The sequence below is a fragment of the Pseudomonas sp. LH1G9 genome, assembly GCF_002949975.1.
Lineage (GTDB): Bacteria > Pseudomonadota > Gammaproteobacteria > Pseudomonadales > Pseudomonadaceae > Aquipseudomonas > Aquipseudomonas veronii.
In genome coordinates, this window is record NZ_CP026880.1 from 4,746,045 (window position 1) to 4,772,305 (window position 26,261).

Here is a 26,261-nt window from a genome sequence, read left to right on the forward strand (position 1 = left end):
TCATTCGCGCAAACTTGGTGCCGGCGATGGCCGGCAGGAAAACTCAAGAAGCCAGTGGCGATACTTGCCAAAGCCCGTTCTGCAGAATCAATTGCCGGTCGCAGTCCGCTTCACGGGCGGCAGCCAATGGCTGCCCAGGCAACGCCTGGACGACACGCTGACCCTCACCGCGCAACTGACAAACCTGCTGCCAGAGTGCTGCGTCCGTACTGTCGGGCATCCAGATGCCACCAGACGGCAGCTCGACCTCAGCACGCCCCAGGGTCACCAGGGTTTTCAAATCGGTGGAAAAGCCGGTGGCCGGACGCGCACGACCGAAGTCGGCGCCGATATCGTCATAACGACCGCCCTGAGCGATGGCCTGGCCAACACCCGGCACAAACACAGCGAACACCACACCGGTGTGGTAGTGGTAACCGCGCAACTCGCCCAGGTCGAAATACAGCGGCAGTTGCGGGAACCGCGCCGACAACTGCGCGGCAATCGCCAGCACGTCATCCAGTGCCGCCAATACTGGCGCCGGCGCATTGGCCAGGCGCTCACGGGCAGCGTCCAGGACTTCGCGGCCGCCGCACAGGTTCACCAGCGCACGCAGCATGTCAGCCAGTTCGGCCGGCACGCCTTCGGTCAAGGCGACGACTTCATCGATTGCCTTGCGCTGCAGGGCATCGAACAGCTGTTGCTCCACTTCACCGGACAAACCGGCCGCACGCGCCAGGCCACGGTAGATACCGACGTGGCCCAGATCCATGTGGACATCCGGCACGTCAGCCAGTTGCAGCATGGCCAGCATCAGGCTGATGACTTCCACGTCGCTGCTCGGGCTGGCATCGCCATACAACTCGGCGCCCAACTGGATCGGGCTGCGCGACGACGACAACGCCCGCGGCTTTGCATGCAGCACGCTGCCGGCATAGCACAGGCGGCTCGGGCCTTCGCGACGCAGGGTGTGTGCATCAATGCGCGCCACTTGCGGCGTGATGTCGGCACGGAACCCCATTTGCCGGCCCGATTGCGGGTCAATGACCTTGAACGTGCGCAGATCGAGGTCCTGGCCCGCGCCGGTCAGCAGGGATTCCAGGTACTCGATATGCGGGGTCACGACAAACTCGTAACCCCAGCTCTGGAACAGATCCAACACCTGGCGACGCGCTACTTCAATGCGCGCAGCTTCTGGTGGCAGTACTTCTTCGATGCCATCTGGCAGCAGCCAGCGGTCTACCGTTGCCATTACGCCATTCCCCTATGATCCGGGCGGCCAGCCCTCGGCCGAGCCTTGAGTGAAGCAGAAAATGCCTGCCCCCGGCATAAACCACGCGCAAGAGCGACGTGACGAACGGCCTGCAAACGGCCTCGTCGGGCACTTTCCTCGAAAAATCTGTCGCGCCTGCCGAATCAAACATGCAGACGCAAAAAAGCCGGGAATTTCCCGGCTGCCGCATCATACACCCGTTTTCTCAAAGGATCACCCCGCCAGGCGTTTTAGCCGCCCGACGGGAGTGAACAATGAGTTACTTGGACTTTTCCAGGTAGCGGAAGAAGTCGCTGCTCGGGTCCAGCACCATGACGTCGGTTTTGTTCGCAAAGCTTTCACGGTAGGCACGCAGGCTACGGTAGAACGCGTAGAACTCCTGGTCCTGGCCGTAGGCTTTGGCGTAGATCGACGCGGCTTGCGCATCACCGTCACCACGCGCCTCTTCAGACTCGCGATAGGCCTCGGCCAGCAGTACGCGACGCTGACGGTCGGCATCCGCACGGATACCCTCGGCCAGTTCGTTACCTTTGGCGCGGTGCTCACGCGCTTCACGCTCACGCTCGGTGCTCATGCGCTCGAACACGCTGCGGTTCACTTCCTTCGGCAGATCGATGGCCTTGACCCGGACATCGACAACTTCGATCCCCAGCTCTTTTTCCGCCATCGTATTCAACGAACGGGTGATATCCGCCATCAGCGCATCACGCTCACCGGACACCACCTCGTGCAGGGTGCGTTTACCGAACTGGTCACGCAGGCCCGATTCCAGACGACGCGACAAGCGCTCGTCGGCAATCTGCTTGAGGCCGGAGGTCGCGGTGTAGAAGCGCTCGGCATCCTTGACGCGCCACTTGGCGTAGGCGTCAACCATCACGGCTTTCTTTTCCAGGGTCAGGAAACGCTGTGTCGGTGCATCCAGGGTCATCAGGCGCGCGTCGAACTTGCGCACCTGGTTGACGTAGGGGACTTTCACATGCAGGCCCGGCTGGACGTCTGCCTGGACCACGCGACCGAATTGCAGCAGCACCGCACGCTCGGTCTGAGCGACGATGTAGAAGCAGTTCCAGGCAGCGATGACCACGACGACGCCCACAATCAGGGCGGTCAGCGATTTATTGCTCATCAACGACTCTCCCTGGTACGTGTTTGCTGTTGCAGCAAGTCAGCGGCCGCACGGGCGCTCGCTTCGTTGGCAGCGGCATTCGAACCGGTGGCCGGTGCGCTGGCGCCACTACGTCCACCTTCGATCATCTTGTCCAAGGGCAGGTACAGCAGGTTGTTCTGCCCACCCTTGCCGCCGGTCACGAGAACCTTGCTGGTATTGCTGAAGACTTCCTGCATGGTGTCCAGGTACAGACGCTCACGCGTGACTTCCGGTGCCTTGCGGTACTCGGCGACCAGCTTGGTAAAGCGATCCGCCTCACCCTTGGCGCGGGAGACCACTTCATCGCGGTAACCGTTGGCATCTTCAAGGATGCGCTGGGCCTGACCACGGGCTTCCGGCACGACGCCGTTGGCGTAGGTTTCAGCCTGGTTGCGCGAACGCTGCTCGTCTTCACGGGCGCGGATCACGTCATCGAAGGCTTCCTGCACTTCGCGCGGTGCCGCTGCGCTCTGTATGTTGACCTGGGTGACGGTGATACCAGTGCGATAGGTGTCGAGGAACCGTTGCAGGCGCTCCTTGATCTCGCTGGCCATCAATTCACGACCCTCGGTGAGCACCTGATCCATCGCGGTGGAACCCACCACGTGGCGCAGGGCGCTCTCAGTCGCCTGTTGCAGACTGATCTCAGGTTGATCGACGTTCAGCACGAAGTCCTGCAGGTTGCTGATCTTGTACTGCACGGTCAGCGGCACTTCGACGATGTTCTCGTCTTCGGTCAGCATCTGGCCCTGCTTGGTGTAGGCACGCTCACGCGTGACGTTCTCCATGTACTTCTTGTCGATCGGCGGGAAGTAGATGTTCAGGCCCGGGCCGACAGTCTCGTAGTATTTGCCGAAGCGCAGCACCACGGCTTGCTCCTGCTCATCCACCACGTAGACCGCGCTGTACAGCCACACGGCCGCGAGCACGACAAGCCCAAGGCCCAGCAGGCCATAGCCGCCGCCCTTGCTTGTGCGACCGCCATCGTCACCACCGCGTTTTTTTCCACCACCGAACAACCCATTCAGGCTTTCCTGCAGCTTTCGGAAGGCCTCGTCGAGATCCGGCGGCCCCTTGCGGTCGCCATTATTGCGGCGCTTACCACCCCAAGGATCCTGATTATTCGAGTTGCCACCCGGCTCATTCCAAGCCATAGCGCTCTCCATCTGATAAAGCAAAGACGCACCCACGGCGCGCCGACCAATGCTACAGAATGCCTGCTACTGCGGCACAACCGCTTTCTCAGGCTTTTATTGCAAAGTGTGTTGCTCGATGAACTCTGTCGGTACAACGCCTTCGCGACTGACCAGCCGATTCAGCTCCGAGCGCGGCAATCGAACGGCCAGCAAGCTGACGCCATCTTCATCGTGTTCTTCTTTCTGTACCGCGCCCAGCTCGAAAAACTGTGCACGCAGTCGAGCAAAACGCTGAGGCAAGCGCAAGGTGCCGACGAACAAATCGTTGCCGAGCAACTCGGCAATCGCTTGCTCGAGCAAGTCCAGGCCCCGGCCATCACGCGCCGACAGCCAGACCCGCTGGGGCTTGCCGTCCTCGTCGCGCTGAATTTGTGGCTCAACGCCTTCAAGCAAATCGAGTTTGTTATAGACCTCGAGGATGGGCAAGTCCTGGGCACCAATCTCGCCCAGCACCACCATCACCTGTTCAATCTGCAACATGCGATCCGGCTCAGCCGCATCGATCACGTGCAACAGCAGGTCGGAGTTGCTCGACTCTTCGAGCGTAGACCGAAACGCCTCGACCAGCTTGTGCGGCAAGTGCCGAATGAAGCCCACGGTGTCGGCCAGCACGATCGGCCCCAGGTCGGCCAGTTCCAGGCGGCGAAGGGTCGGGTCGAGGGTCGCGAACAGTTGGTCGGCCGCGTACACGTCCGACTTGGTCAAGTTGTTGAACAGCGTGGACTTGCCGGCGTTGGTGTAACCCACCAGGGAAACGGTCGGGATATCCGCACGGCTGCGGCCACGTCGCGATTGTTCGCGCTGGCTGCGGACTTTTTCCAGCCGGCCCTTGATCTGACGCAGGCGAACCCGCAACAGTCGCCGGTCGGTTTCCAGCTGGGTCTCGCCCGGGCCACGCATGCCGATACCGCCACCCTGACGCTCAAGGTGAGTCCAGCCGCGCACCAGCCGGGTGCTCATGTGGTCAAGCTGGGCCAGTTCAACCTGGAGCTTGCCCTCATGGGTACGCGCGCGTTGGGCGAAAATATCGAGAATCAGGCCGGTACGGTCGATCACGCGACACTCGAAAACACGTTCGAGGTTACGTTCCTGACTGGGCGTGAGGATGTGATTGAAGATCACCAGATCGGCCTGTTCGGCATGGACCAGGTCGCGCAGTTCCTCGACCTTGCCGCTGCCAATCAGGTATTTGGCGGTTGGCCGATGACGCGGCACGTTAAAAAACGCAACGGTCTCGGCGCCGGCCGAATTAGCCAACTCCTGAAACTCCTGCGGATCTTCGCGCGCCTCAGGGTCCTGTCCATCCAAGTGAACGAGGATCACTCGCTCACCACCACCGTGGCGCTCAAAGAACAAAGGAGACTCCTATCAGGCGTTACCTGGCTCAGCGTCACCCTGTTCGCCATCAGTCGCGCTAGGCAGACGGATTGGACGGACGGGAACGACTGTCGAGATAGCGTGCTTGTAAACCATTTGGCTGACGGTGTTTTTCAGCAGGATAACGAACTGGTCGAACGATTCGATCGTACCTTGCAGTTTGATACCGTTGACCAGGTAGATGGAAACCCCCACTTTCTCTTTACGTAAAGTATTCAAGTAAGGGTCTTGTAGCGAATGCCCTTTTGACATGTGCCGCACTCCTTTAAGGATCAATAATAAAAAATCGGAAAATAAATAGCTTATGGCCGTCACACCCCCAAGGATAGACGGCAATTGCAAGGACTCAGCTCAATATGGAGACCGTTCCCAAGTATTTCAAGGCGCGTGACAGATTGTCGCTGTCCAGGCTGTCCAGCCAATGCAAATCGCTCCAGCTGCGCAGCCAGGTGAACTGGCGCTTCGCCAATTGGCGCGTGGCAATGATGCCGCGCTCCTGCATTTCGGCTGACGTCAGCTTGCCATCCAGATGATCCCAGACTTGGCGATAGCCTACAGCACGTATCGAAGGCAACCCCGGATGCAGGTCACCTCTTGAACGCAGTGCTACGACCTCCTCCACGAACCCCTGTTCCAACATAATTGTGAATCTTTGTGCAATTCGTTCATGCAGCACCTGGCGATTTGCCGGAGCAATCGCCAGATTCGCCACAGTATAGGGCAATTGTGAGCGCCCCGATGCGCCTGCGTCAGCACTTTGCGCAGATTGTCGCTGCCGATGCTCGGTCATGGTCTGACCACTTACCCGCCAGACTTCCAGAGCTCGACTGAGGCGCTGCGGATCGTTGGGGTGGATGCGCGCGGCTGACACCGGATCGACCGCCGCCAGTTGCTCGTGCAGGGCTTGCCAGCCAAGGCGCGCCGCTTCTTCTTCAAGCTCGGTGCGCACCTGGGCGTCGGCCGGCGGCATATCCGCCAGGCCTTCCTGCAAAGCCTTGTAGTAGAGCATCGTGCCGCCCACCAGCAGCGGGATGTTGCCACGCGCAGTGATATCGGCCATGGCCGCCAGGGCATCGCTGCGAAAATCCGCCGCCGAATAGCTCATCGCGGGGTCGATGATGTCGATCAAGCGGTGCGGATATTGCGCCAGCAACTCCTTCGAAGGCTTGGCCGTGCCGATGTCCATGCCGCGATAAACCAGGGCCGAGTCGACGCTGATCAGTTCGCAGGGCAGCACTTTGCTCAGCTCGATGGCCAGGTCGGTCTTGCCGGCGGCCGTGGGGCCCATCAGGAAGATCGCGGGGGGCAAGGCACTCATCAGCGGCCGCGCAAGAACAGTTTGTCCAGATCGTCCAGGCCCATTTGGGTCCAGGTCGGTCGGCCATGGTTGCATTGTCCGCTGCGCTCGGTGTTTTCCATGTCGCGCAGCAGGCCGTTCATTTCCGGCAAAGCCAGGCGGCGATTGGCGCGGATCGCGCCGTGGCAGGCCATGGTGCCGAGCAGCTCGTTGATGTGCGCCTGGATACGATCACTGGTGCCGTACTCCATCAGGTCCGCCAAGACGTCGGCCACCAACCGGTTGGCCTCGGCTTGCTTGAGCAGCGCGGGAATCTGGCGGATCGCCAGCGTTTCCGGGCCCAGGCGCTGCAGTTCAAAACCGAGTTTCTGGAACACGCTGGCGTGCTCTTCGGCACAATCGGCTTCGCGCTGGCTGACCGCCAGGGATTCCGGCACCAACAGCGGTTGGCCGCTCAGGCCTTCGCTGGCCATGGCGATTTTCAGGCGCTCGTACATGATCCGTTCGTGGGCCGCGTGCATGTCCACCAGCACCAGGCCGTGGGCGTTTTCCGCGAGGATGTAGATACCCTTGAGCTGCGCCAATGCATAACCCAGTGGCGGAATATCCCCGCCACCTTCGGGCAACGCGACCGCGCTCGGCTCGGCGCCCGGCAGCGGCGCAAAGAATTCACGATAGGCCGCCTGGGCCTCGGCCGCCGGCACCGCCGATTGCGGACGCGGGGTGTATTGATACTGATAGCCCGCCCCCGACCCCGAACCCGGCGCCGTGTAGCTCGGCTGGGGTTGCGGCGACTGCAGCAGGTTGCCCGCCAGGCTCATTTCGCCCTGCGGGCCGAACTCGCCGGCTTGCGGGCCGCTCGGACGAACCACCGCCGTCACGATCGGCGCGGACAGTTGGTCATCCGGGCGCACATCGCCCAGCGCGCGGTGCAAGGTGCCGTAGAGGAAGTCATGCACCATGCGCCCGTCACGGAAGCGCACTTCATGCTTGGTCGGGTGTACGTTGACGTCGACCACCGATGGGTCGACCTCGAAAAACAGCACAAACGTCGGGTGCCGCCCATTGAACAGCACGTCGCGATACGCCTGGCGCACCGCGTGGGCCACCAGCTTGTCGCGCACCGCCCGGCCGTTCACAAAGAAATACTGCAAGTCCGCCTGGCTGCGGGAGAACGTCGGCAACCCCACCCAACCCCACAGGCGCAGGCCATTACGTTCGATTTCAATCGGCAGCGCCTGCTCCAGGAACCCCGCGCCGCACACCGCCGCCACCCGCCGAGCGCGCGCGGCGTCGTCGTTGGCTTCGTGCAGGCTGAGGATGGTCTTGCCGTTGTGGCGCAGGTGGAATGCCACGTCGAAGCGCGCCAGGGCCAGGCGCTTGATGACTTCCTGCAGGTGATCGAATTCGGTTTTCTCGGCCTTGAGGAATTTGCGCCGCGCCGGGGTGTTGAAGAACAGGTCGCGCACTTCCACCGAAGTGCCCACCGGATGCGCAGCCGGCTGGACCCGAGGCGCCATGTCGCGGCCTTCGGTTTCCACTTGCCAGGCCTGGTCGGCGCTGCGCGTGCGGGAGGTCAGCGTCAGGCGCGCCACGGAACTGATCGAGGCCAGGGCCTCACCGCGAAAGCCCAGGCTCATCACCCGCTCCAGGTCTTCCAGGTCGCGAATCTTGCTGGTGGCGTGCCGCGCCAGGGCCAGCGGCAGGTCATCGGAGGAGATGCCGCTGCCGTCGTCACGCACCCGCAGCAGCTTGACGCCGCCTTGCTCCACATCGACATCGATGCGCTTGGCGCCGGAGTCGATGCTGTTTTCCAGCAACTCCTTGATCACCGACGCCGGCCGCTCGACCACCTCGCCCGCCGCAATCTGGTTGGCAAGGCGCGGGCTGAGCAGTTCGATGCGCGAGCCGCTGTTGAGGATCGATTCGCTCATTACTGTGCCGCCAATTCAGTGCCGGGGATGGTCAACACCTGGCCGACTTTCAGCTCATCGGTTTTCAGGTGGTTGGCGCTGCGCAACGTCGCAGACGACACTTGGAAGCGCACCGCCAACATGGCGAGGGTATCGCCAGGCTGTACACGATGGTCACGTGGGCCCTGGGCGATTTTCCCGGAGTCGCGCAGCCAGGCGACATACGAGCCCGGTGGCGGGTTCTGCTGGAAGAACTGGCGCACGCCGGAGCTGATGGAACGTGCCAATGCCTGCTGATGGCTGGCGCTGGCCAGTTTCGAGGCTTCGTTGGCGTTGGAAATGAACCCGGTCTCCACCAGGATCGACGGGATGTCCGGCGATTTCAACACCATGAACCCGGCCTGCTCCACGCGCTGTTTGTGCAGCGATGTCACGCGACCGATGTTGCTCAGGACTTTCTGCCCGACGTTCAAGCTGGAGGTCAGCGAGGCGGTCATCGACAGGTCGAGCAGTACACCGGCGAGCATCTTGTCCTTGTCGTCGAGGGACACGTTGCCGGCCCCGCCAATCAAGTCGGAACGGTTTTCACTGTCAGCCAGCCAGCGGGCCGTCTCGGACGTGGCGCCGCGATCCGACAGGGCAAACACCGAGGCGCCGAAGGCGGCAGCCGACGGCGCGGCGTCGGCATGGATCGAGACGAACAGGTCGGCACCCTTCTTGCGCGCAATTTCGGTGCGACCGCGCAGCGGGATGAAGTAGTCGCCGGTACGGGTCAGCTCGGCGCGATAACCTTTCATGCCGTTGACCTGGCGCTGCAATTCACGGGCGATGGCCAACACCACGTCTTTTTCATGCTGGCCACGCGAGCCGGAAGCGCCCGGGTCTTCACCACCGTGACCGGCGTCGATCACCACGATGATGTCGCGTTTACCCGCTGGCGCCGGCGGCGGCGGTGGCAACTTGACCTGCGGTTGCGACGGGTTGACCGGCACGGCCGGTACGGTCGCCACGCTCGGCGTCGGCGCGGGCGGCGGTGCGGCATCGGCGGCGTTGTCGAACAGGTCGACTACCAGGCGGTTGCCGTATTGGGCGTTGGGCGCCAGGGAGAAACTTTTCGGGGTCACGGCCTTTTTCAGGTCGATGACCACGCGCAGATCGCTCGGCGTGCGCTGGGCCGAACGCATGCTGGTAATCGGCGTGTTGGCAGTGGAGATTTTCAGCGGCGCGGCCAGGGTCGCACCGTTGATGTCGATCACCAGGCGATCAGGCGCCGTCAGGGTAAAGACGCTGTGCTGGACCGGGCCAGACAGGTCGAACACCAGTCGCGTGTTATCCGGCGCTCGCCACAGGCGAACACTCTTCACCTGTGAAGCAGCCAGAGCATTGACAGTCATTGCCGCAAGCAACACCCCTACGACAGCAACCAACGCGCGAAAGCGCATACCTAACCCCACCAATTATTTGAATTCCAATGCCAGAGCAGCGCACCACGACTCACCGCGCGCACCCTGGGGCAACAACTTCAGCCGACGTCCGTGCTCATGCGGCGTAATGGTAATGGTCAGGTCCGGCTTTGGCAAAAAGCCTGTGCCTTTATCTGGCCACTCGATCAGGCACAGCGCGTCATCCTCGAAATAATCCCGAATCCCCATGTACTCCAGCTCTTCGGGGTCCACCAGACGATAGAGATCAAAGTGGAAGGCCCTTGTCGCCCCGATCTCATAAGGCTCGACCAGCGTAAAGGTCGGACTTTTCACCGCCCCAGCATGGCCCAACCCGCGAATGATGCCCCGCGACAGCGTGGTCTTGCCCGCCCCCAGGTCGCCCTCGAGAAAGATCAGCCCCGCGCCGCCTGTCACCTGGGCAATCCGATGACCGAAGGCGACCATTGCCGCTTCATCCGCCAGGAAAAGGTTTACTTCAGGCACGGCGACTGTTCCTCCAGCAATTGACGAATGGCAGGTATCAGGTCACTGGCCGCCAGGCCGCGGCCAAAGGTGCCCTGCAGGGCTCCCGCCGTGGCGTGCAGCCACACGGCCAGGCAGCCGGCTTCATAAGCGGGCATGCCCTGTGCCAGTAATGCGCCCACCAGGCCGGCCAATACGTCGCCGAGCCCCGCGGTCGCCATGGCCGGATGGCCTTGGTCACATCGCGCGACGCGACCGTCCGGGCTGGCGATCAGACTGCCCGCCCCCTTGAGAATAGCCACTGCATTGAATTTCTGGCTCAACGCGCGCGCCACCTTAAGACGATCCGCCTGAACCTCGGCTGTCGAAATACCCATCAAGCGCGCCGCTTCGCCAGGATGCGGGGTGATCACGCAGTTGGCGGGAAGACTGACGCTGCCGGTCGCCAACTGGTTCAAGGCATCGGCGTCCCAGACTTGCGGCTGCTTGGCGTTGGCGGCGACGGACAGCAGGCTCTTGCCCCAGGCGGCATGGCCCAGGCCCGGACCAATGACGATAACCGAGATCTTTTCGAGCAAACCCATCAATTGGTTGGCCGAACTCACGCCGACGCTCATGACTTCCGGCAGGCGCGCCAGCGCGGCGGGCACGTGTTCAAGGCGAGTCGCCAGGGACACCATGCCCGCCCCGCTGCGCAGCGCACTTTCGGCACTGAGCAACGCAGCGCCGCCAAAGCCTCGGTCGCCGCCGATGACCAGCAGGTGACCGAAGCGGCCTTTATGGGCGTCCGGGGAACGCGCAGCCAGTTGCGGCAAATTGCCGGGCAACAGGGGCTGAACGTCGGTTATTGCGTGTTTTGTCTGCGGCATGCGTCTTCAAGCTCCGATGTCTGGCAGAATTATACTCATCTAACCTGTGGTTTCCCGTGTCTCATGCCTGCTATTACTTCCGATCTGCCCGCGCTCGCCCAATCGATCAAAGACTGGGGCCGCGAGCTGGGTTTCCAACAAGTCGGCATCAGCGGCCTGGACCTGGCCGAGCATGAACAGCACCTGCAACGCTGGCTCGACGCGGGCTACCACGGCGAGATGGAATACATGGGCGCCCACGGCAGCAAACGCTCGCACCCCGATGAATTGGTGCCGGGCACCTTGCGCGTAGTCTCACTGCGCATGGATTACCTGCCCGGCGACACGCACATGGCGCAACGGCTGGCCCAACCGGAAAAAGCCTACATATCCCGTTACGCCCTGGGCCGCGACTACCACAAACTGATCCGCAAGCGCGTGCAGCAACTGGCCGAACGCATCCAGGCACAAATCGGCCCCTTCGGCTTTCGCGCCTTTGTCGACAGCGCGCCAGTGCTGGAAAAAGCCATCGCCGAGAAAGCCGGGCTGGGCTGGATCGGCAAAAACACCCTGGTCCTCAATCGCAAGGCCGGCAGCTACTTCTTCCTCAGCGAGCTGTTTGTCGACTTGCCGCTGCCGGTCGATCCGCCCCACGTCACCGAGCACTGCGGCCGCTGTACCGCCTGTCTGGATATCTGCCCGACCAACGCGTTCGTCGGGCCCTACGTGCTGGACGCGCGGCGCTGCATTTCCTATTTGACCATCGAACTCAAGAGCGCGATCCCCGAAGACTTGCGCCCGCTGATCGGCAACCGGGTTTTCGGTTGCGATGACTGTCAGATCGTTTGCCCATGGAATCGTTTCGCCCGCACCACCGCCGAAAGCGATTTCAAGCCACGACACAACCTGGATAACGCGCAATTGGCCGAACTGTTCATGTGGGACGAGGAAAAATTCCTCAGCAGCACCGAAGGCTCGCCCCTACGCCGCGCAGGTTACGAGCGCTGGCTGCGCAACCTGGCGGTAGGCCTGGGCAATGCGCCATCGAGCATTCCGGTGCTGGAAGCCTTGAAGGCGCGCCGGAACTATCCGTCGGAGCTGGTGCGCGAACATGTGGAATGGGCGCTGAAGCAGCATGCCGAGCGTCAGTGAACGTCGTCGTTGTAGATGAACTTGGGCATTTCCCAGTGAAAACGGATCGCCAGCAGGCGCAGGAGAAAGCCGCTGAACAGGGTGAGCATAATCGCCTGCTCGCCCGGCAATTGCAGGTAAAGGCACAGCAAGTAGAACCAAGCGGCGAGGAATGACACGCTGGCGTACAGCTCACGGCGAAAGATCAGCGGGATGTCGTTGCAGAAAATATCCCGCAGGATCCCACCGAACACCCCGGTGATCACGCCGCTGACCGACGCCACCAACATACCGTGGCCCATTTCCAGGGCGGTCATGCAGCCGATCAGGGTAAAGGCGACCAACCCCACGGCATCCAGCGCCAGAAACAGCGAGCGCAGGCGGCGCATCAGCGGCGCGATAAAGATCGTCACCAGCGCGGCGACGGAGGTCAGCACCAGGTATTCCGGGTGTTTGACCCAGGTCAGCGGGTAATGCCCGAGCAGCACATCGCGCACCGAACCGCCACCCAACGCCGTCACGCAGGCGATCAACACCACGCCAAACCAATCCATGCCGCGCCGACCGGCAGACAAAGCGCCAGTCATAGCTTCGGCGGTGATGGCGACGAGGTAGAGCATCAGCAGCATGATGGCGATCCTTACAAAGAGGCGCGCAGTCTAATCATTTGCTGACGGCACCAAAAGAGGGCGCTTGGCGAAAGACCGAGGCGCCCCCAAGCATCAGGCCTTGATGAAGTGCTTGCGGTAGTGCTGCAACTCGGCGATCGACTCACGAATGTCATCCAGCGCCAAATGAGTGCTGCCTTTATGGAAGCTGTCTTTGACTTCCGGCGCCCAGCGCGCGGCCAGCTCCTTGAGCGTGGACACATCCAGGTTGCGGTAGTGGAAGTAGCTTTCCAGCGCCTTCATGTGGTTATAAAGAAAGCGGCGGTCCTGGCAGATGCTGTTACCGCAGATCGGCGACTTGCCCTTGGGCACCCACTTTTCCAGGAAGGCGATGGTTTCGGCTTCGGCTTCGGCCATGCTGACACGGCTGTCGCGCACGCGCTGGGTCAGGCCGGAGTTGCCGTGGGTGCGGGTGTTCCACTCGTCCATGGTGGCGAGGACGGCGTCGCTGTGGTGGATGGCGATCACCGGACCTTCGGCCAAGGTGTTGAGGTTGCTGTCGGTGACAATGGTCGCCATCTCGATGATGACGTCGGTGTCGGGGTTCAGACCGGTCATTTCCAGATCGATCCAAATCAGATTCTGTGGGTTTTGCATGGCTTGATTCTCTTGGCACCTTGGCGTAGCTGCGCAGTTTAGCAGGCGGGGCCGTGCTAGACTCGCGACCGTTTCACCCAACCTTTGCATTATCGACACGGAACACCAATGGCCAAACGCCAGCTCAACCGTCGCCAAAACTGGCGCATCGAAAAGATTCAGGGCGAACGCGCCGCACGCGCCGCCAAACGTGAATCCTCCGCCGTGGAAGCGCTCGAGGGCGGCGACCTGGGCCCCGAACAAACGGGCCTGGTGATCGCGCACTTTGGTGTGCAGGTCGAGGTCGAGGCGCTCGAAGGCGAACTCGCCGGCCAGGTCTTCCGCTGCCACCTGCGCGCCAACCTGCCGGCGCTGGTGACCGGCGACCGAGTGGTGTGGCGTGCCGGCAACCAAGGCATCGGCGTGATCGTCGCGCAACTGCCCCGCACCACCGAACTGCGCCGTCCCGACAGCCGCGGCCAGTTGAAGCCGGTGGCGGCCAACGTCGACATGATCGTCATCGTCTTCGCACCGCTGCCCGAGCCTCATGCCAACCTGATCGACCGTTACCTGGTCGCCGCCGAGCATGCCGGCATTCGCCCGCTGTTGTTGCTGAACAAGTTCGACCTGATCGACGAACAGAACGCCCCGGCGCTCAACGCGTTGCTGGCGGTCTACCGCACCCTGGGTTACCCGGTGCTGGAAGTGTCGGCTCATCACGGCAATGGCATGGAACAACTGCAACACCAGTTGGACGGGCGCATCAGCGTGTTCGTCGGCCAGTCTGGCGTGGGCAAGTCCTCGCTGGTCAACAGCCTGCTGCCGGAAGTCGACACCCGTGTCGGCCCGCTGTCGGAGCTGTCCGGCCAGGGCACCCACACCACCACCACCGCGCGGTTGTTCCACTTCCCCGGCGGCGGTGAGCTGATCGACTCCCCGGGCATTCGTGAATTCGGCCTCGGCCATGTCAGCCGCAGCGACGTGGAAGCCGGTTTCATCGAGTTCAACGACCTGATCGGCACCTGCCGCTTCCGCGACTGCAAACACGACCGCGAACCCGGTTGTGCCCTGCTCAAGGCGTTGGAAGATGGCCGCGTGCAGCAGCAACGGATGAACAGCTATCGGTCGATTATTGCGAGTTTGCCCGAGAGCAGTTACTAAACAGCACATACGACAAGGCCGCGTTTATCGCGGCCTTGTCGTATACAGCTTACGATCCCGTACCCGGCACCGTAGGGTCTTTCATCCCGCCACCCTCGAACAGGTTCAGCTTCTGCCGCAGCTCATGCGCCGGCAACGGTTCCTGCCCCGGCGGGATCGCGTTCGGGTCGGCCGGTGCTGCGCCCTGCGTGCCCGTATCTGGGGGCTGTGGCGGTGGCGGCTGATCACCTTCAATCGCGCGCTGGGCCTTTTTGGTCAGCACGACGATATCGATCCGGCGGTTGATCGGGTTGAACGGGTCCTTCGAATCAAACAGCTGCGACGAAGCGAAACCCACCACCCGCGCCACCTGCGAGTCCGGGTAGCTGCCGGCCACCAGCGCACGTCGGGCGGCGTTGGCGCGGTTGGCCGAAAGCTCCCAGTTGCCGAAGTCGCCCTGCCCCGAATACGGCTTGGCATCGGTGTGACCGCTGATGCTGATCTTGTTCGGCACCGCCTTGATGGTGTCGGCCATGGCCAGCAGGATGTCTTCAAAGTACGGCTTCAACCGCGCACTGCCAGAGTCGAACATCGGCCGGTTGGCGGCGTCGGTGATCTGGATGCGCAAGCCATCCGGCGTGATTTCGAAGGAAATCTGATCCTTGAATTTCAGCAACTGCGGGTTTTCTTCGACCTTGGTCTGCAATTCCTTCAGCAACAATTCGAGGCGTTCCTGCTCGACCTGTTCGGCCAGGCTCTCGACGGTGTCGCGCTCGATCGGAATTTTTTCCTGCGGCGCCTCGGTCTTGACCTCAGGGTTGATGGTGCGCTCCGGCGCCAACTGCGGCGAACCGCCCAGGTCGATCACGAAGGGCGTACCGCTTTCCGAGAAGCCAATCGGGTCCTTGAAGTAACCGGCGATGGCGATCTTCTGCTCGGGGGTCGCGGTGGACATCAGCCACAGCACCAGGAAGAACGCCATCATCGCCGTTGCAAAGTCGGCGAAGGCGATTTTCCAGGCGCCACCATGGTGCCCCGCAGCGAAGCGCTTGACGCGCTTGATGATTATCGGCTGGTTGTTTTCCATGGCTTAGCGACCGCGAACCGCTTGTTCCAACTCGGCAAAGCTCGGGCGATGTTTCGGGTACAGCACCTTGCGACCGAATTCCACCGCCAGCGAAGGCGGCATGCCGGAGGCCGAAGCCACCAGGCTGGCCTTGATCGCTTCATACAGATTGACTTCTTCCTTGGCATCGTGGGCCAGGGAGGTGGCGAGCGGACCGAAGAAACCGTAGGCCGCGAGAATACCGAAGAACGTACCCACCAGCGCCGCACCTACGTGCATGCCGATGGCCGCCTGGTCGCCCTCGCCGAGGGAGGCCATGGTCACCACGATACCGAGTACCGCCGCAACGATACCGAAGCCGGGCATGCCGTCGGCAATACCGGTGACGGCGTGGGACGGGTGCTCCAGCTCTTCCTTGAGGCTGAACAGTTCCATGTCGAACAGGCCTTCCAGCTCATGGGGGGCCATGTTGCCGGAGGACATGATGCGCAGGTAATCGCAGATGTAGGCGGTCATGCGCTCGTCTTTGAGCACTGCCGGGTACTTGGCGAAAATCGGGCTCGCTGCAGCGTCTTCGATGTCCGCTTCGATGGCCATCATGCCTTCACGGCGACTCTTGTTGAGGATCTCATAAACCAGGCCCAGCACTTCCATGTAGAAGGTGTGGGAGAAGCGCGAACTGAACATGCCCAGCGACTTCTTGATCACATGCATGGTCATGTAGCCGGGGTTGGCCTGCAAGAATGCGCCGAATGCCGCGCCGCCAATAATCATCACTTCGAAGGGCTGGATCAACGCTGCAATCTTGCCGTGAGACAGGACATAGCCACCGAGCACACTTGCAAAGACGACGATGATGCCGATTATTTTAGCCATAGGGGTTTTGTACTTGCGCCGTCGGGTTCATGGACATATTTGGGGTAACTGAAAAACTCTTGTTCTACTTATCGGCAAAACTGCGCCAGACTATAGGCCGTCAAGGCGAAAAGCCAGTTCGGCCCGTTCAGGGCGTGTTGAAGTAAGTGATGATCGCGCCCCAATCATGGCCAATGAAAAGACAGCCCCATCTGTAAGACCCATCTCTCTCGCCGCTTGGATCAAGTGCCTGGACGAAGTCCGGTTGCCCGTTCCCCAGGCCAGCCACGAGCGCGTGTGCAAAGCCATCCGCGATAGCCGCAGTTCTTTGCGAGATATTGCCGAGCTGATGCAGAACAGCCCGTCGCTGGTACTCAGCGTAATGCGCGAGGCCAACAGCCACACCCATGGCAGCATGGCGGAACCGGCAGAAAACCTTGAGGTGGCGCTTAACCGTCTCGGCCTCAAACGCGCCGAGGACCTGCTGGAACGGCTGCCGTCGGTGCCGATGAATGAAATCCCCGTCGCCTTTCGCCAACTGGTGCTGGTCAGCCGCCACGCGTCGCAGCAAGCCAGCGGCTTGTTCGCCAGCCGCCTGGCGCGGTTGTGGCAAGACATTCATTGGGGCAGCCTGCTGTTCCTGGCGCCGTTGTGGCCGATGGCTGTGGCCTACCCCAAGCTCCTGGACGAATGGGAACTGCGGGTAATCCACAAAGGCCAATCGGCGCGTCAGGTCGAACAGGAATTGTTCGGCGTGCGCCTGCTCGACCTGTGCCTTGGCCTGACCGAAACCTGGCACCTGCCGATCTGGGTATCCCAGGGCTATCACCTGCTGCTGACCGAGCAACGCTTGCTGGTCAAGGCATTGCGCATCGCCCGGGAAGACGACCCACTGCGCCAGCAACAACTGCTGGATGCCGAACCCAGTTTGCGGCGCTGGCTGAACCAGCCGGCCAATACGGTGTTGCTGGCCAACGGCCTGGCGATGTCGGCCCAGGAATCCTGGACCTGCCCGCATACCGAGCGCTGGCAATACCTCACCGCGCTGTACCTGCAACAGCCGTTGAGCGAGGTGCAGCAACAGGTTCACCAGCAAGCGGTGATCAGCGCTCGTGCAACCCTGATGCCCGACCTCTGGCACCCGGCGCTGTCGCTGATCTGGCCGTGGAATGTACAGAAAATCCATCACGGCCTGCTGCCCGCACCGCCGCCGACCGCCGAGGCCCTGGCCGTCTGGCGCAGCCGTTGCACCGAACTGCTGGTGGAGCCAAGCCGCTTCGCCAACGCCATGCACCTGACCACCTGCGCCAAGGAAGCCCTGGAGGCCAGCGGCATGCAGCGCGTCTTGCTGTTCATGGCCGATCGCGCCCTGAGCACCCTGCGCGTCCACCAGGCCGCCGGCCTGCCGAAGGACGCCGCGAACTTGAGCCTGGACGTGGTCAACAGCACGCTGTTGCAACGCATGCTGGAAAAATCCGCCCAGGTGCGCCTCACGCCCGACAATCACGCGCAATTTGCCGCCCTGTTGCCGCCGATCCTGCGTCGCCTGTTCAACGGTGAACACCTGCTGTTGCGCTCACTGAGCTGCAACGGCCGGGTGGTCATGCTGATGATCGCCGACCAGGGCGGCGGGCCGTTCTCGGAAACCACCGTGCAGGCCTTTGGCAAAACCGCTCAATGCATCGAGAAAGCCCTGCACAGCTTTACCAACCGCACCGGCTGATGCTTGCGCTACAATCGCCCTCTTTTATCGCCAACATTTGTGCCCAGGAGACCTCACATGCCTGACTTCTCTGGCTTGCCGCTGGTGATCGAACCCAGCGACCTGCTTGGCCGCCTTGATGCCGACCAACTGATTCTGGTGGACCTCACCAGCGCCGCCCGCTACGCCGAAGGGCATATCCCCGGCGCGCATTTCGTTGACCCCAAGCGCACCCAACTGGGCCAGCCGCCAGCCCCCGGCCTGCTGCCGAACAAGGCAGACCTGGAAAAACTGTTCGGCGAGCTGGGCCACACCCCGGACGCGACCTACGTGGTCTACGACGACGAAGGCGGTGGCTGGGCCGGACGTTTCATCTGGCTGCTCGACGTGATCGGCCACACGAAATACCACTACCTCGACGGCGGCCTGCTGGCGTGGCTGGCAGACCAGCTCCCGCTGTCCACCGAGGTGCCGGCCCCGGCTGGCGGGCCTGTCAGCCTCACCCTGCATGACGGCCCCACCGCGACCCGCGAATACCTGCAAAGCCGTCTCGGCGCCGCCGACCTGGGCATCTGGGACGCACGCGGCCCGCTGGAATATTCCGGCGAAAAGGTCCTGGCAGCCAAGGGCGGTCACATCCCCGGTGCCGTGAACTTCGAGTGGACTGCCGGCATGGACAAGGCGCGCAACCTGCGCATCCGCCGCGACATGCCGCAGATCCTCGAAAACCTCGGGCTGACCCGCGACAAAGAAATCATCACCCACTGCCAGACTCACCACCGCTCTGGCTTCACCTACCTGGTGGCCAAGGCGCTCGGTTATCCGCGAGTCAAAGGTTATGCCGGTTCCTGGGGCGAATGGGGCAACCACCCCGACACCCCCGTCGAGATTTAAGGTTTAAGGACAGTTAATGAAAAAGCAGTTGTTCATCCTCAGCCAGTACTTGCTGCCGCACCACTTGCTGTCGCGCCTGGCCGGCTGCATTGCCGAGTGCCGCGTGCGCTGGTTCAAGAACGCGTTCACCGCCTGGTTCGCCAAGCGCTATCAAGTGGACATGTCCCAGGCCCTGGTTGAAGACCTGAGCGCCTACGAACACTTCAACGCGTTCTTCACCCGCGCCCTGAAAGACGGCGCGCGCCCACTCGATCAAACCCCGGGCGCCGTGCTGAGCCCGGCCGATGGCGCAGTCAGCCAGCTCGGCCCGATCGAGCATGGTCGCGTGTTCCAGGCCAAGGGCCACAGTTTCAGCGTGCTGGAATTGCTGGGCGGCGATGCGGCCATGGCTACGCCGTTCATGGGCGGCGATTTCGCCACCATTTACCTGTCGCCGAAAGACTACCACCGGGTGCATATGCCACTGGCGGGCACCTTGCGCGAGATGGTCTACGTGCCAGGGCGGATTTTCTCGGTCAACCAGACCACCGCCGAAAACGTGCCGGAGCTGTTTGCGCGTAACGAGCGGGTTGTCTGCCTGTTCGACACCGAACGCGGCCCGATGGCCGTGGTGTTGGTGGGCGCGATGATTGTGGCGTCGATCGAAACCGTGTGGGCCGGCCTGGTCACGCCGCCCAAGCGCGAGCTGAAAACCTTCCGCTACGACGAAGCCGCGCGTGCGCCGATTCACCTGGAGAAAGGCGCAGAGCTGGGTCGCTTCAAGCTGGGTTCGACCGCAATCGTGCTGTTCGGGCCGGATCAGGTGAAGTGGGCAGAAACACTGGCGGCGGGTTCGCCGGTGCAGATGGGCCAGGGCATCGCGTTACCGAAAGCCTGATCCGAAACCTGCAAAGATCCAATGTGGGAGGGGGCTTGCCCCCGATAGCGGTGGGTCAGTCACTTATTTGTAGCTGAGCCACCGCCATCGGGGGCAAGCCCCCTCCCACATTTTTAAGCGCATTGCTTCAGTTAGAGCTGCCCGTCGCGGTCGCGAAAGCCCAACAGATACAGCACTCCGTCCAACCCAAGGGTCGAAATCGCCTGCTTGGCCGATTGCTTGACCAGCGGCTTGGCGCGGAACGCCACGCCCAACCCGGCAATCGCCAGCATCGGCAAGTCATTCGCACCGTCGCCGACCGCAATGGTCTGTTCCAGACGCAAACCTTCCTTGTGAGCCAATTCCCGCAGCAAGTCGGCCTTGCGCTGCGCGTCGACGATCGGCTCCACGGCCACGCCGGTCACCTTGCCATCCACCACTTCCAGCTCGTTGGCGAACACATAGTCGATGCCCAGCTTGGCCTGCAATTGCTTGGCGAAGTAGCTGAAGCCGCCGGACAGGATCGCAGTCTTGTAGCCCAGGCGCTTGAGTTCGGCGAACAGGGTTTCGGCGCCTTCGGTCAGGCGCAGGGAGGCGCCGATCGAATCCAGCACGCTGACATCCAGGCCCTTGAGCAACGCCAGGCGCTCCTTGAAGCTGGCGCGGAAATCCAGCTCGCCGGCCATGGCGCGCTCGGTGATCGCGGAGACTTGCTCACCCACACCGGCAGCCTTGGCCAGTTCGTCGATGACTTCGGCTTCGATCAGCGTGGAGTCCATGTCGAACACCGCCAGGCGGCGGTTGCGGCGGAACAGCGAATCTTCCTGGAAGGCGATATCGACATTCAGCTCCTGCGCCACGCTCAGGAAGTCGGCACGCAAGGCTTGGGGATCGGCCGGTTCGCCGCGCACGGAAAACTCGATGCAACCCTTGCCCTGGTCATCTGGCGTGTCCAATGGCATGCGGCCCGACAGACGGTCGATATGGTCGATATTCAAGCCATATTGCGCGGTGATCGAGCTGACGCGCTGCAACTGCTCGGCCGTCACCTTGCGGGTCAGCAAGGTCACGATATGGCGCTTTTTGCCCTGGCCGGACACCCAATGCCGGTAATCCTCTTCGGACACCGGGGTGAAACGCACCTGCTGATCCAGCTTGTACGCGGTAAACAGGATGTCCTTGAGGACAGACGACGCCTGCTCGGTGCTGGGGATTTCCACCAGAATCCCGAAGGACAGGGTGTCGTGGATCACCGCCTGGCCGATGTCGAGAATGTTCACACCACCCTGGGCCAGAACCCCGGTAATGGCGGCGGTCAGACCTGGCCGGTCTTCCCCCGTGATGTTAATCAGGACAATTTCGCGCAAAGCGCACCCCCAGGCTGGAAAAAAACCGCATTCTACCCACTTTCAGTGACCATCGGGCACAGCCAGCGCTTTGCCGGTCTTGGGCCTGTCGCTATACTGCGCGTCAACTTCACGGACTAAAGAGCCGAGCTCAAGTGAACCGGCCCACGCCAGTAAAAACCGACAACTTCTTCCTGCTGATCTTCCGGGCACTGCGCCACCGCCGTGTACCGATCGCATTACGCATCGCCAGCCATAACGTGATCCTGGTCGCCCTGGCCCTGGTGATCTACGCCTGCGTGATGGGTTTGCAGTTCAAACAGGCCATGCACGAACAAGCCGATGCCCTGGGCGAGAGCTTGACCACCCAGACCGCCACCTCGGCGACCGAGCTGCTGGTGTCCAACGACATCCTCAGCCTCAACGTGCTGCTCAACAACCTGACCAAGAACCCGCTGGTGGCCCATGCCGCCATCTACAGCGTGGACAACCGGATCATGGCCGAAGCCGGGCAACGCCCGAAAAACGGCCTGCTGGGTGAAGCCGAAGGCCTGTACCAGAGCAATATCACGTTTCAGGATGTGAAAGCCGGCCAATTGCGCATCAGCCTGGACATGCAGCAATTCCAGCAGCCGATGACCATCAGCCTGCAAAGCATGGGCATCCTCAGCGCGATCCTGCTGGCGCTGGCCCTGGCCTTGAGCCTGCGTCTGGGGCGGCATATCTCCACGCCGTTGATGCAACTGCGCATCTGGCTGCGGGATATCGACGAGCACACCCCGGCCACCGATCGTCAGGACGAGATCGGCGACCTTGCGCGCCAGCTTCACGCCAGCTTCGCCCCGGAACCGGCGGTACACGAGGTTGAACCCGAGCCCGAGTTCGACGACAGCGATTACGACGAACCTGCCTTTGAAGTGCGCAACCTGCGTGACCCGGGCTTTGACGAAAGCGCGCCGGTCGCGGGCCTGAAGCCTGCGCCACGCCATGTAATCAAGGCCGAAGAAGACGAGCTGGACGACGAAGACCCGTTCGCCGACCTGCGCGACACCTCGGCCAGCAGCCCGGCTATCGCGCCGAAGCCCGTGCCGACAAAGAACGCCGAACCCCAACACAGTGCGGTCCTGGCCGTGCAACTGGGCGCCCAGGACCAACTGCGCCGCCTGCCCCGCGCCCGCCTGACGGAATTGCTGGAACGCTACCGCGACTGCCTCGACCAGGCCGCCTCGCTCTACCAGAGCGAGCTGCACACCCTGAACGATGGCAGCACACTGATGCTGTTCCACAGCGAAGACAGCGGCGAAGACTACCTGACCAACGCCATCTGCTGCGGCGAACTGCTGCGCGCCCTGGGTCATGAGTTGCAGATCGAAGTGGCCGACAGCGGCATCACGCTGCAACTGCAACTGGGCCTGACCGTTGGCGACGACCTGTTCGGCATGAGCCAGATCGACCTGCTGCTGACCGAAATCGCCCAGGACGCCTTGGCCCTGTCCCAACACAGCCGCAACCTGCTGCTGGTGGAGCGCAAGATCAGCGAAGACACGCTGATCCGCCAACGCGCGCGCATCCGTCCGATTGCCAGCCCCGAGGGCGCCAGTTGCGTAGAGCGCTTGATGGAGCCGTATCCATCGATGCTGGAGCGGCAATTGGCGCGAATGCACGAGTCCCGCGTCAAGCCCTAGGGACACCATTGAACCAATGTGGGAGGGGGCTTGCCCCCGATGACGGCGTGTCAGTCAAAACGGCGGCAACTGACACATCGCTATCGGGGGCAAGCCCCCTCCCACATTTGGACGCCACAAGCCTCAAGTAAAACGCGCACAAACAAAAAGGCCCGCTGAATAAGCGGGCCTTTTGGGTTGGAGCCATTCAGATCAGAACCTGAACACTTCCATATCCGTGCGGATCGGCGTAGCCATCGGCATTTTCGGTTTCCCCGGAGCCGCCGGCTTGGCCTGTACCGGCGCTTGCTTGCGCGGCGCCTCGGCGACTGGTGGCTGGTTGGCCAATGGCTTGAGGGCCACCGACAACTGCTGCGCCAGATGCTGCAACAGCACGCCCTGGGCCTGGACCTGGGACGCCGTGGTGCCGGCATGCTCTTCCTGCAGATGCACGATGCGGCTATCACGCACCTGGCCGCGGCGGTCGATCAAGCGCCATTGCGCATCGAGGATCGCCGGTTGCGAGGTGCCGGAGTCGAGTCGGGTAATGGTCAGCAACACCTGCACATCCGGGGAAAAACCGGCGGGCGCGGGCGCCAGGACCACACGCTGACTGTCCAACTGACCCGCCACCTGGCGCAACATCAGCTGATTGATGTCGGACGACAAACTGCCCGCCCAACGACCATCGGTGGAACCTTGCAGGCTGCCGTCGTTCTGACGTTGCAGCAATGTTTCGCGTTGCAGGTAGTCAGCGACGACGACCGGGCCGAGCAAGACGGCCATGCCGGCGGATTGAGCTGGCTGAGCGGGACTTCCGCTGTCCAGCTGGTACAGCGACACCGGCTGGTGCGTGCTGCAACCCGCCAACCCCAGAAGGCCAGCGAGCATAAAAATAAAAGGAAGGCGTGGAGCAGTCATCATCCCATCCAGGCGGCTGCCACAAGGCAAACCACAATGTAATACTAAAAATAACCTAAACACGCTCGGCCACGCCGGCGCTGGAAAGGCCATATCATCCGTGAATATGCGCCATGACTCCAGCGCGAAAGCGTCGATCTACGCGTTAAATCGTAGATCAAGAGCTCTAATCCGCGCTAAACCGGCGTTTCCACCAGTAAAGCATCCACGCGCTGGAAGCCACGAGGCAGTTTATTACCGCGTCGGCCACGCTCGCCCTTGTAGTGCTCAAGGTCGTCAGGGCGCAGCGACAACGTGCGCTTGCCGGCCTGGAGCACCAGGGTAGAACCTTCCGGGATCACTGCGATGTCTGTCACGTACTCTTCGCGACTGGCCACCCGCTCGCCGGGAATACCAATGATCTTGTTGCCTTTGCCTTTGCCCAACTGCGGCAAGTCGCTGATCTTGAACACCAGCAAACGCCCTTCTGTGGTCACCGACGCCAGCCAATTACCCTCGCGATCGTCCACCGGCCGCGGCAGGATCACCTTGGCGTTATTCGGCAGGCTCAACAGTGCTTTACCGGCTTTGTTCTTGGCCTGCAGGTCTTCACCCTTGACCACAAAGCCGTAACCCGCGTCGGAGGCGATCACATACAGCGAGTCGTCGTCCGGCAGCAGCACGCATTCGAAACTCGCCCCCGGTGGCGGCGTCAGGCGCCCGGTCAACGGCTCGCCCTGCCCGCGCGCAGACGGCAAGGTGTGGGCCGGCACCGAGTAACTGCGCCCGGTGGAGTCGATAAACACCGCAAACTGGTTGGACCGCCCGGCGGCGGCGGTCTTGAAGCCGTCGCCGGCCTTGTACGACAAGCCGGTCGCATCGATATCATGCCCCTTGGCGGAACGGACCCAACCCTTTTCCGACAGAACGACAGTAATTTTCTCGTTTGGCAGCAGCTCGGTTTCTGTCAGCGCTTTCGCTTCGGCGCGCTCAACGATCGGCGAACGGCGGTCGTCGCCATAGGTCTCGGCGTCTTTGATCAGCTCGCTGCGCACCAGCTTCTTGAGCTTGGTTTCGCTGCCCAGCAGGGCTTGCAGCTTGGCTTGCTCCTTGAGCAACGCGTCCTGTTCGTCGCGCAGCTTCATTTCTTCCAGTCGCGCCAACTGACGCAAGCGGGTGTCGAGGATGTAGTCGGCCTGGATCTCGCTCAGCTCGAAACGCGCGATCAGCTCGGCTTTCGGGTGCTCGGCGGTACGGATGATGTGGATCACTTCATCCAGGTTGAGGTAGGCAATCAGCAAGCCGTCCAACAGGTGCAGGCGGCGCTCGACCTTGTCCAGGCGGAACTGCAGGCGACGACGCACGGTCTGGACGCGGAACTCCAGCCACTCCACCAGCAGATTGCGCAGGTTCTTCAGCTGCGGCTTGCCGTCCAGGCCGATGATGTTGATGTTGACCCGGTAGCTGGACTCCAAGTCCGTGCTGGCGAACAGATGCTGCATCAGCACTTCATGGTCGACCCGGCTGTTGGTCGGAATAATCACGATGCGGCACGGGTTTTCGTGGTCGGACTCGTCGCGCAGGTCAGCGACCTGCGGCAATTTCGACGGTTTGGCCTGCATCAGCGCGGCGATCTGTTCCAGCACCTTGGCGCCGGACACCTGATGCGGCAACGCGGTGACGATGATGTCGCCGTCTTCGACGTGGTACACGGCGCGCATACGCACCGAGCCCTTGCCGGTTTCGTACATTTTCAGCAGGTCGGCACGCGGCGTGATGATTTCCGCTTCGGTCGGGTAATCCGGGCCCTGGATGTGCTCGCAGAGCTGCTCGACCGTGGCTTTGGGTTCATCGAGCAAGCGCACGCAGGCCGTGGCGACTTCCCGCAGGTTGTGCGGCGGTACGTCGGTAGCCATGCCGACGGCAATACCGGTGGTGCCATTGAGCAGGATGTTCGGCAAACGTGCCGGCAACACCAGGGGCTCGTCGAGGGTGCCGTCGAAGTTCGGGCCCCAGTTCGCGGTGCCCTGGCCCAGTTCGCTGAGCAGCACTTCCGAATAACGCGACAGGCGCGCCTCGGTGTAACGCATGGCCGCGAAAGACTTGGGATCATCCGGCGCCCCCCAGTTCCCCTGGCCATCCACCAGCGTGTAGCGGTAGCTGAACGGCTGGGCCATCAGCACCATGGCTTCATAGCAGGCCGAGTCGCCGTGGGGGTGGAACTTACCGAGCACGTCACCGACGGTACGCGCCGACTTCTTGTGCTTGGAATCAGCGTCCAGGCCCAACTCACTCATGGCGTAGATGATGCGCCGTTGTACGGGCTTCAGGCCGTCGCCGATATGCGGCAAGGCACGGTCCATGATCACGTACATGGAGTAGTTGAGGTAGGCATTTTCGGTGAAGTCAGCCAGCGACCGGCGTTCTACGCCGTCTAAGCTGTCTGCGAGGATGTCACTCATGCGGGCCTCATCATTGTTTGGTAAGGCGCAGCGGAAATGCCGCGGCGCCGGGTCAATTCAAAAC

23 protein-coding genes are annotated in these 26,261 nt (G+C 62.2%); 6 read left to right on the forward strand and 17 right to left on the reverse strand.

Annotation, left to right across the window (positions count from 1 at the left end; translation table 11 throughout):
- Nucleotides 1–43: 43 nt before the first annotated feature.
- From C5F70_RS22030 to C5F70_RS22075, 10 genes are all read right to left on the reverse strand, one after another.
- Nucleotides 44–1,231 (reverse strand): ATP phosphoribosyltransferase regulatory subunit, encoded by a 1,188-nt coding sequence (locus C5F70_RS22030; RefSeq protein ID WP_017849752.1) that lies wholly within the window; start codon nucleotides 1,229–1,231, stop codon nucleotides 44–46.
- Between the two features lie 280 nt (nucleotides 1,232–1,511).
- A complete protein-coding gene (gene hflC / locus C5F70_RS22035) occupies nucleotides 1,512–2,378 on the reverse strand; it encodes a protease modulator HflC (RefSeq protein WP_017849753.1) in 867 nt (288 codons plus the stop codon).
- A complete protein-coding gene (gene hflK, locus C5F70_RS22040) occupies nucleotides 2,378–3,553 on the reverse strand; it encodes an FtsH protease activity modulator HflK (RefSeq protein ID WP_017849754.1) in 1,176 nt (391 codons plus the stop codon). Before hflK ends, hflC begins: the two co-directional genes overlap by 1 nt.
- A gap of 96 nt (nucleotides 3,554–3,649) precedes the next feature.
- On the reverse strand, nucleotides 3,650–4,951 hold the full coding sequence (gene hflX / locus C5F70_RS22045) for a ribosome rescue GTPase HflX (protein WP_046384903.1): 1,302 nt from the start codon (nucleotides 4,949–4,951) through the stop codon (nucleotides 3,650–3,652).
- Nucleotides 4,952–4,963: 12 nt separating this feature from the next.
- Nucleotides 4,964–5,224 carry an RNA chaperone Hfq gene (gene hfq, locus C5F70_RS22050; RefSeq protein ID WP_017849756.1) on the reverse strand — a complete coding sequence of 87 codons (261 nt, stop codon included), beginning with the start codon at nucleotides 5,222–5,224 and terminating at the stop codon, nucleotides 4,964–4,966.
- Nucleotides 5,225–5,318: 94 nt separating this feature from the next.
- Nucleotides 5,319–6,290, reverse strand: coding sequence for a tRNA (adenosine(37)-N6)-dimethylallyltransferase MiaA (gene miaA / locus C5F70_RS22055; RefSeq protein ID WP_104904050.1), 972 nt, complete (start codon nucleotides 6,288–6,290; stop codon nucleotides 5,319–5,321).
- Nucleotides 6,290–8,203 (reverse strand): DNA mismatch repair endonuclease MutL, encoded by a 1,914-nt coding sequence (mutL, locus tag C5F70_RS22060; protein WP_017849758.1) that lies wholly within the window; start codon nucleotides 8,201–8,203, stop codon nucleotides 6,290–6,292. Before mutL ends, miaA begins: the two co-directional genes overlap by 1 nt.
- Nucleotides 8,203–9,624, reverse strand: a complete 1,422-nt coding sequence (locus C5F70_RS22065) for an N-acetylmuramoyl-L-alanine amidase (RefSeq protein ID WP_017849759.1) — start codon at nucleotides 9,622–9,624, stop codon at nucleotides 8,203–8,205. Before C5F70_RS22065 ends, mutL begins: the two co-directional genes overlap by 1 nt.
- Nucleotides 9,625–9,639: 15 nt before the next feature.
- Nucleotides 9,640–10,110, reverse strand: a complete 471-nt coding sequence (gene tsaE, locus C5F70_RS22070) for a tRNA (adenosine(37)-N6)-threonylcarbamoyltransferase complex ATPase subunit type 1 TsaE (RefSeq protein WP_017849760.1) — start codon at nucleotides 10,108–10,110, stop codon at nucleotides 9,640–9,642.
- Nucleotides 10,098–10,958, reverse strand: a complete 861-nt coding sequence (locus C5F70_RS22075) for an NAD(P)H-hydrate dehydratase (RefSeq protein ID WP_104904051.1) — start codon at nucleotides 10,956–10,958, stop codon at nucleotides 10,098–10,100. Before C5F70_RS22075 ends, tsaE begins: the two co-directional genes overlap by 13 nt.
- A gap of 63 nt (nucleotides 10,959–11,021) precedes the next feature.
- Between C5F70_RS22075 and queG the strand changes: the two genes are divergently transcribed.
- Nucleotides 11,022–12,089: a tRNA epoxyqueuosine(34) reductase QueG gene (queG, locus tag C5F70_RS22080; RefSeq protein ID WP_104904052.1), complete on the forward strand. Its 1,068-nt coding sequence runs from the start codon at nucleotides 11,022–11,024 to the stop codon at nucleotides 12,087–12,089.
- Here the strand turns inward: queG and C5F70_RS22085 are convergent.
- Together C5F70_RS22085 and orn are read right to left on the reverse strand one after the other, a co-directional pair.
- The gene (locus tag C5F70_RS22085) at nucleotides 12,083–12,700 is read right to left on the reverse strand and encodes a trimeric intracellular cation channel family protein (protein ID WP_169850564.1); all 618 of its coding nucleotides are present in this window, start codon (nucleotides 12,698–12,700) and stop codon (nucleotides 12,083–12,085) included. The two genes, queG and C5F70_RS22085, sit on opposite strands and share 7 nt — an antisense overlap.
- Before the next feature lie 90 nt (nucleotides 12,701–12,790).
- On the reverse strand, nucleotides 12,791–13,333 hold the full coding sequence (orn, locus tag C5F70_RS22090) for an oligoribonuclease (protein WP_017849764.1): 543 nt from the start codon (nucleotides 13,331–13,333) through the stop codon (nucleotides 12,791–12,793).
- A gap of 108 nt (nucleotides 13,334–13,441) precedes the next feature.
- Here orn and rsgA point away from each other — a divergent pair, with 108 nt between their 5' ends.
- Nucleotides 13,442–14,473: a small ribosomal subunit biogenesis GTPase RsgA gene (gene rsgA, locus C5F70_RS22095; RefSeq protein WP_017849765.1), complete on the forward strand. Its 1,032-nt coding sequence runs from the start codon at nucleotides 13,442–13,444 to the stop codon at nucleotides 14,471–14,473.
- Between the two features lie 49 nt (nucleotides 14,474–14,522).
- Here rsgA and motB read toward each other — a convergent pair whose 3' ends face one another.
- Both motB and motA read right to left on the reverse strand, forming a co-directional pair.
- The gene (gene motB / locus C5F70_RS22100) at nucleotides 14,523–15,539 is read right to left on the reverse strand and encodes a flagellar motor protein MotB (protein WP_102617178.1); all 1,017 of its coding nucleotides are present in this window, start codon (nucleotides 15,537–15,539) and stop codon (nucleotides 14,523–14,525) included.
- Between the two features lie 3 nt (nucleotides 15,540–15,542).
- Complete coding sequence (gene motA, locus C5F70_RS22105) at nucleotides 15,543–16,394, reverse strand: flagellar motor stator protein MotA (protein ID WP_017849767.1); 852 nt, start codon at nucleotides 16,392–16,394, stop codon at nucleotides 15,543–15,545.
- Nucleotides 16,395–16,560: 166 nt separating this feature from the next.
- Between motA and C5F70_RS22110 the strand changes: the two genes are divergently transcribed.
- From C5F70_RS22110 to asd, 3 genes are read left to right on the forward strand one after another with little or no spacing between them, the layout of a single operon-like run.
- The gene (locus C5F70_RS22110; RefSeq protein ID WP_026140383.1) at nucleotides 16,561–18,096 is read left to right on the forward strand and encodes an HDOD domain-containing protein; all 1,536 of its coding nucleotides are present in this window, start codon (nucleotides 16,561–16,563) and stop codon (nucleotides 18,094–18,096) included.
- Between the two features lie 57 nt (nucleotides 18,097–18,153).
- Nucleotides 18,154–18,969, forward strand: coding sequence for a thiosulfate sulfurtransferase (gene rhdA / locus C5F70_RS22115; protein WP_046490724.1), 816 nt, complete (start codon nucleotides 18,154–18,156; stop codon nucleotides 18,967–18,969).
- Nucleotides 18,970–18,985: 16 nt separating this feature from the next.
- Nucleotides 18,986–19,846 carry an archaetidylserine decarboxylase gene (gene asd, locus C5F70_RS22120; RefSeq protein WP_104904053.1) on the forward strand — a complete coding sequence of 287 codons (861 nt, stop codon included), beginning with the start codon at nucleotides 18,986–18,988 and terminating at the stop codon, nucleotides 19,844–19,846.
- A 131-nt stretch (nucleotides 19,847–19,977) separates the two neighbouring features.
- Here asd and serB read toward each other — a convergent pair whose 3' ends face one another.
- Nucleotides 19,978–21,192, reverse strand: coding sequence for a phosphoserine phosphatase SerB (serB, locus tag C5F70_RS22125; RefSeq protein ID WP_017849771.1), 1,215 nt, complete (start codon nucleotides 21,190–21,192; stop codon nucleotides 19,978–19,980).
- Nucleotides 21,193–21,326: 134 nt separating this feature from the next.
- Here serB and C5F70_RS22130 point away from each other — a divergent pair, with 134 nt between their 5' ends.
- Nucleotides 21,327–22,856, forward strand: a complete 1,530-nt coding sequence (locus tag C5F70_RS22130; RefSeq protein WP_104904054.1) for an AhpA/YtjB family protein — start codon at nucleotides 21,327–21,329, stop codon at nucleotides 22,854–22,856.
- Nucleotides 22,857–23,048: 192 nt separating this feature from the next.
- Here C5F70_RS22130 and C5F70_RS22135 read toward each other — a convergent pair whose 3' ends face one another.
- Entirely contained in the window at nucleotides 23,049–23,759 is a 711-nt protein-coding gene (locus tag C5F70_RS22135; RefSeq protein WP_026140384.1) for a membrane integrity-associated transporter subunit PqiC, read from the reverse strand.
- Between the two features lie 173 nt (nucleotides 23,760–23,932).
- Nucleotides 23,933–26,197: a DNA topoisomerase IV subunit A gene (gene parC / locus C5F70_RS22140; RefSeq protein WP_017849774.1), complete on the reverse strand. Its 2,265-nt coding sequence runs from the start codon at nucleotides 26,195–26,197 to the stop codon at nucleotides 23,933–23,935.
- Nucleotides 26,198–26,261 lie beyond the last annotated feature (64 nt).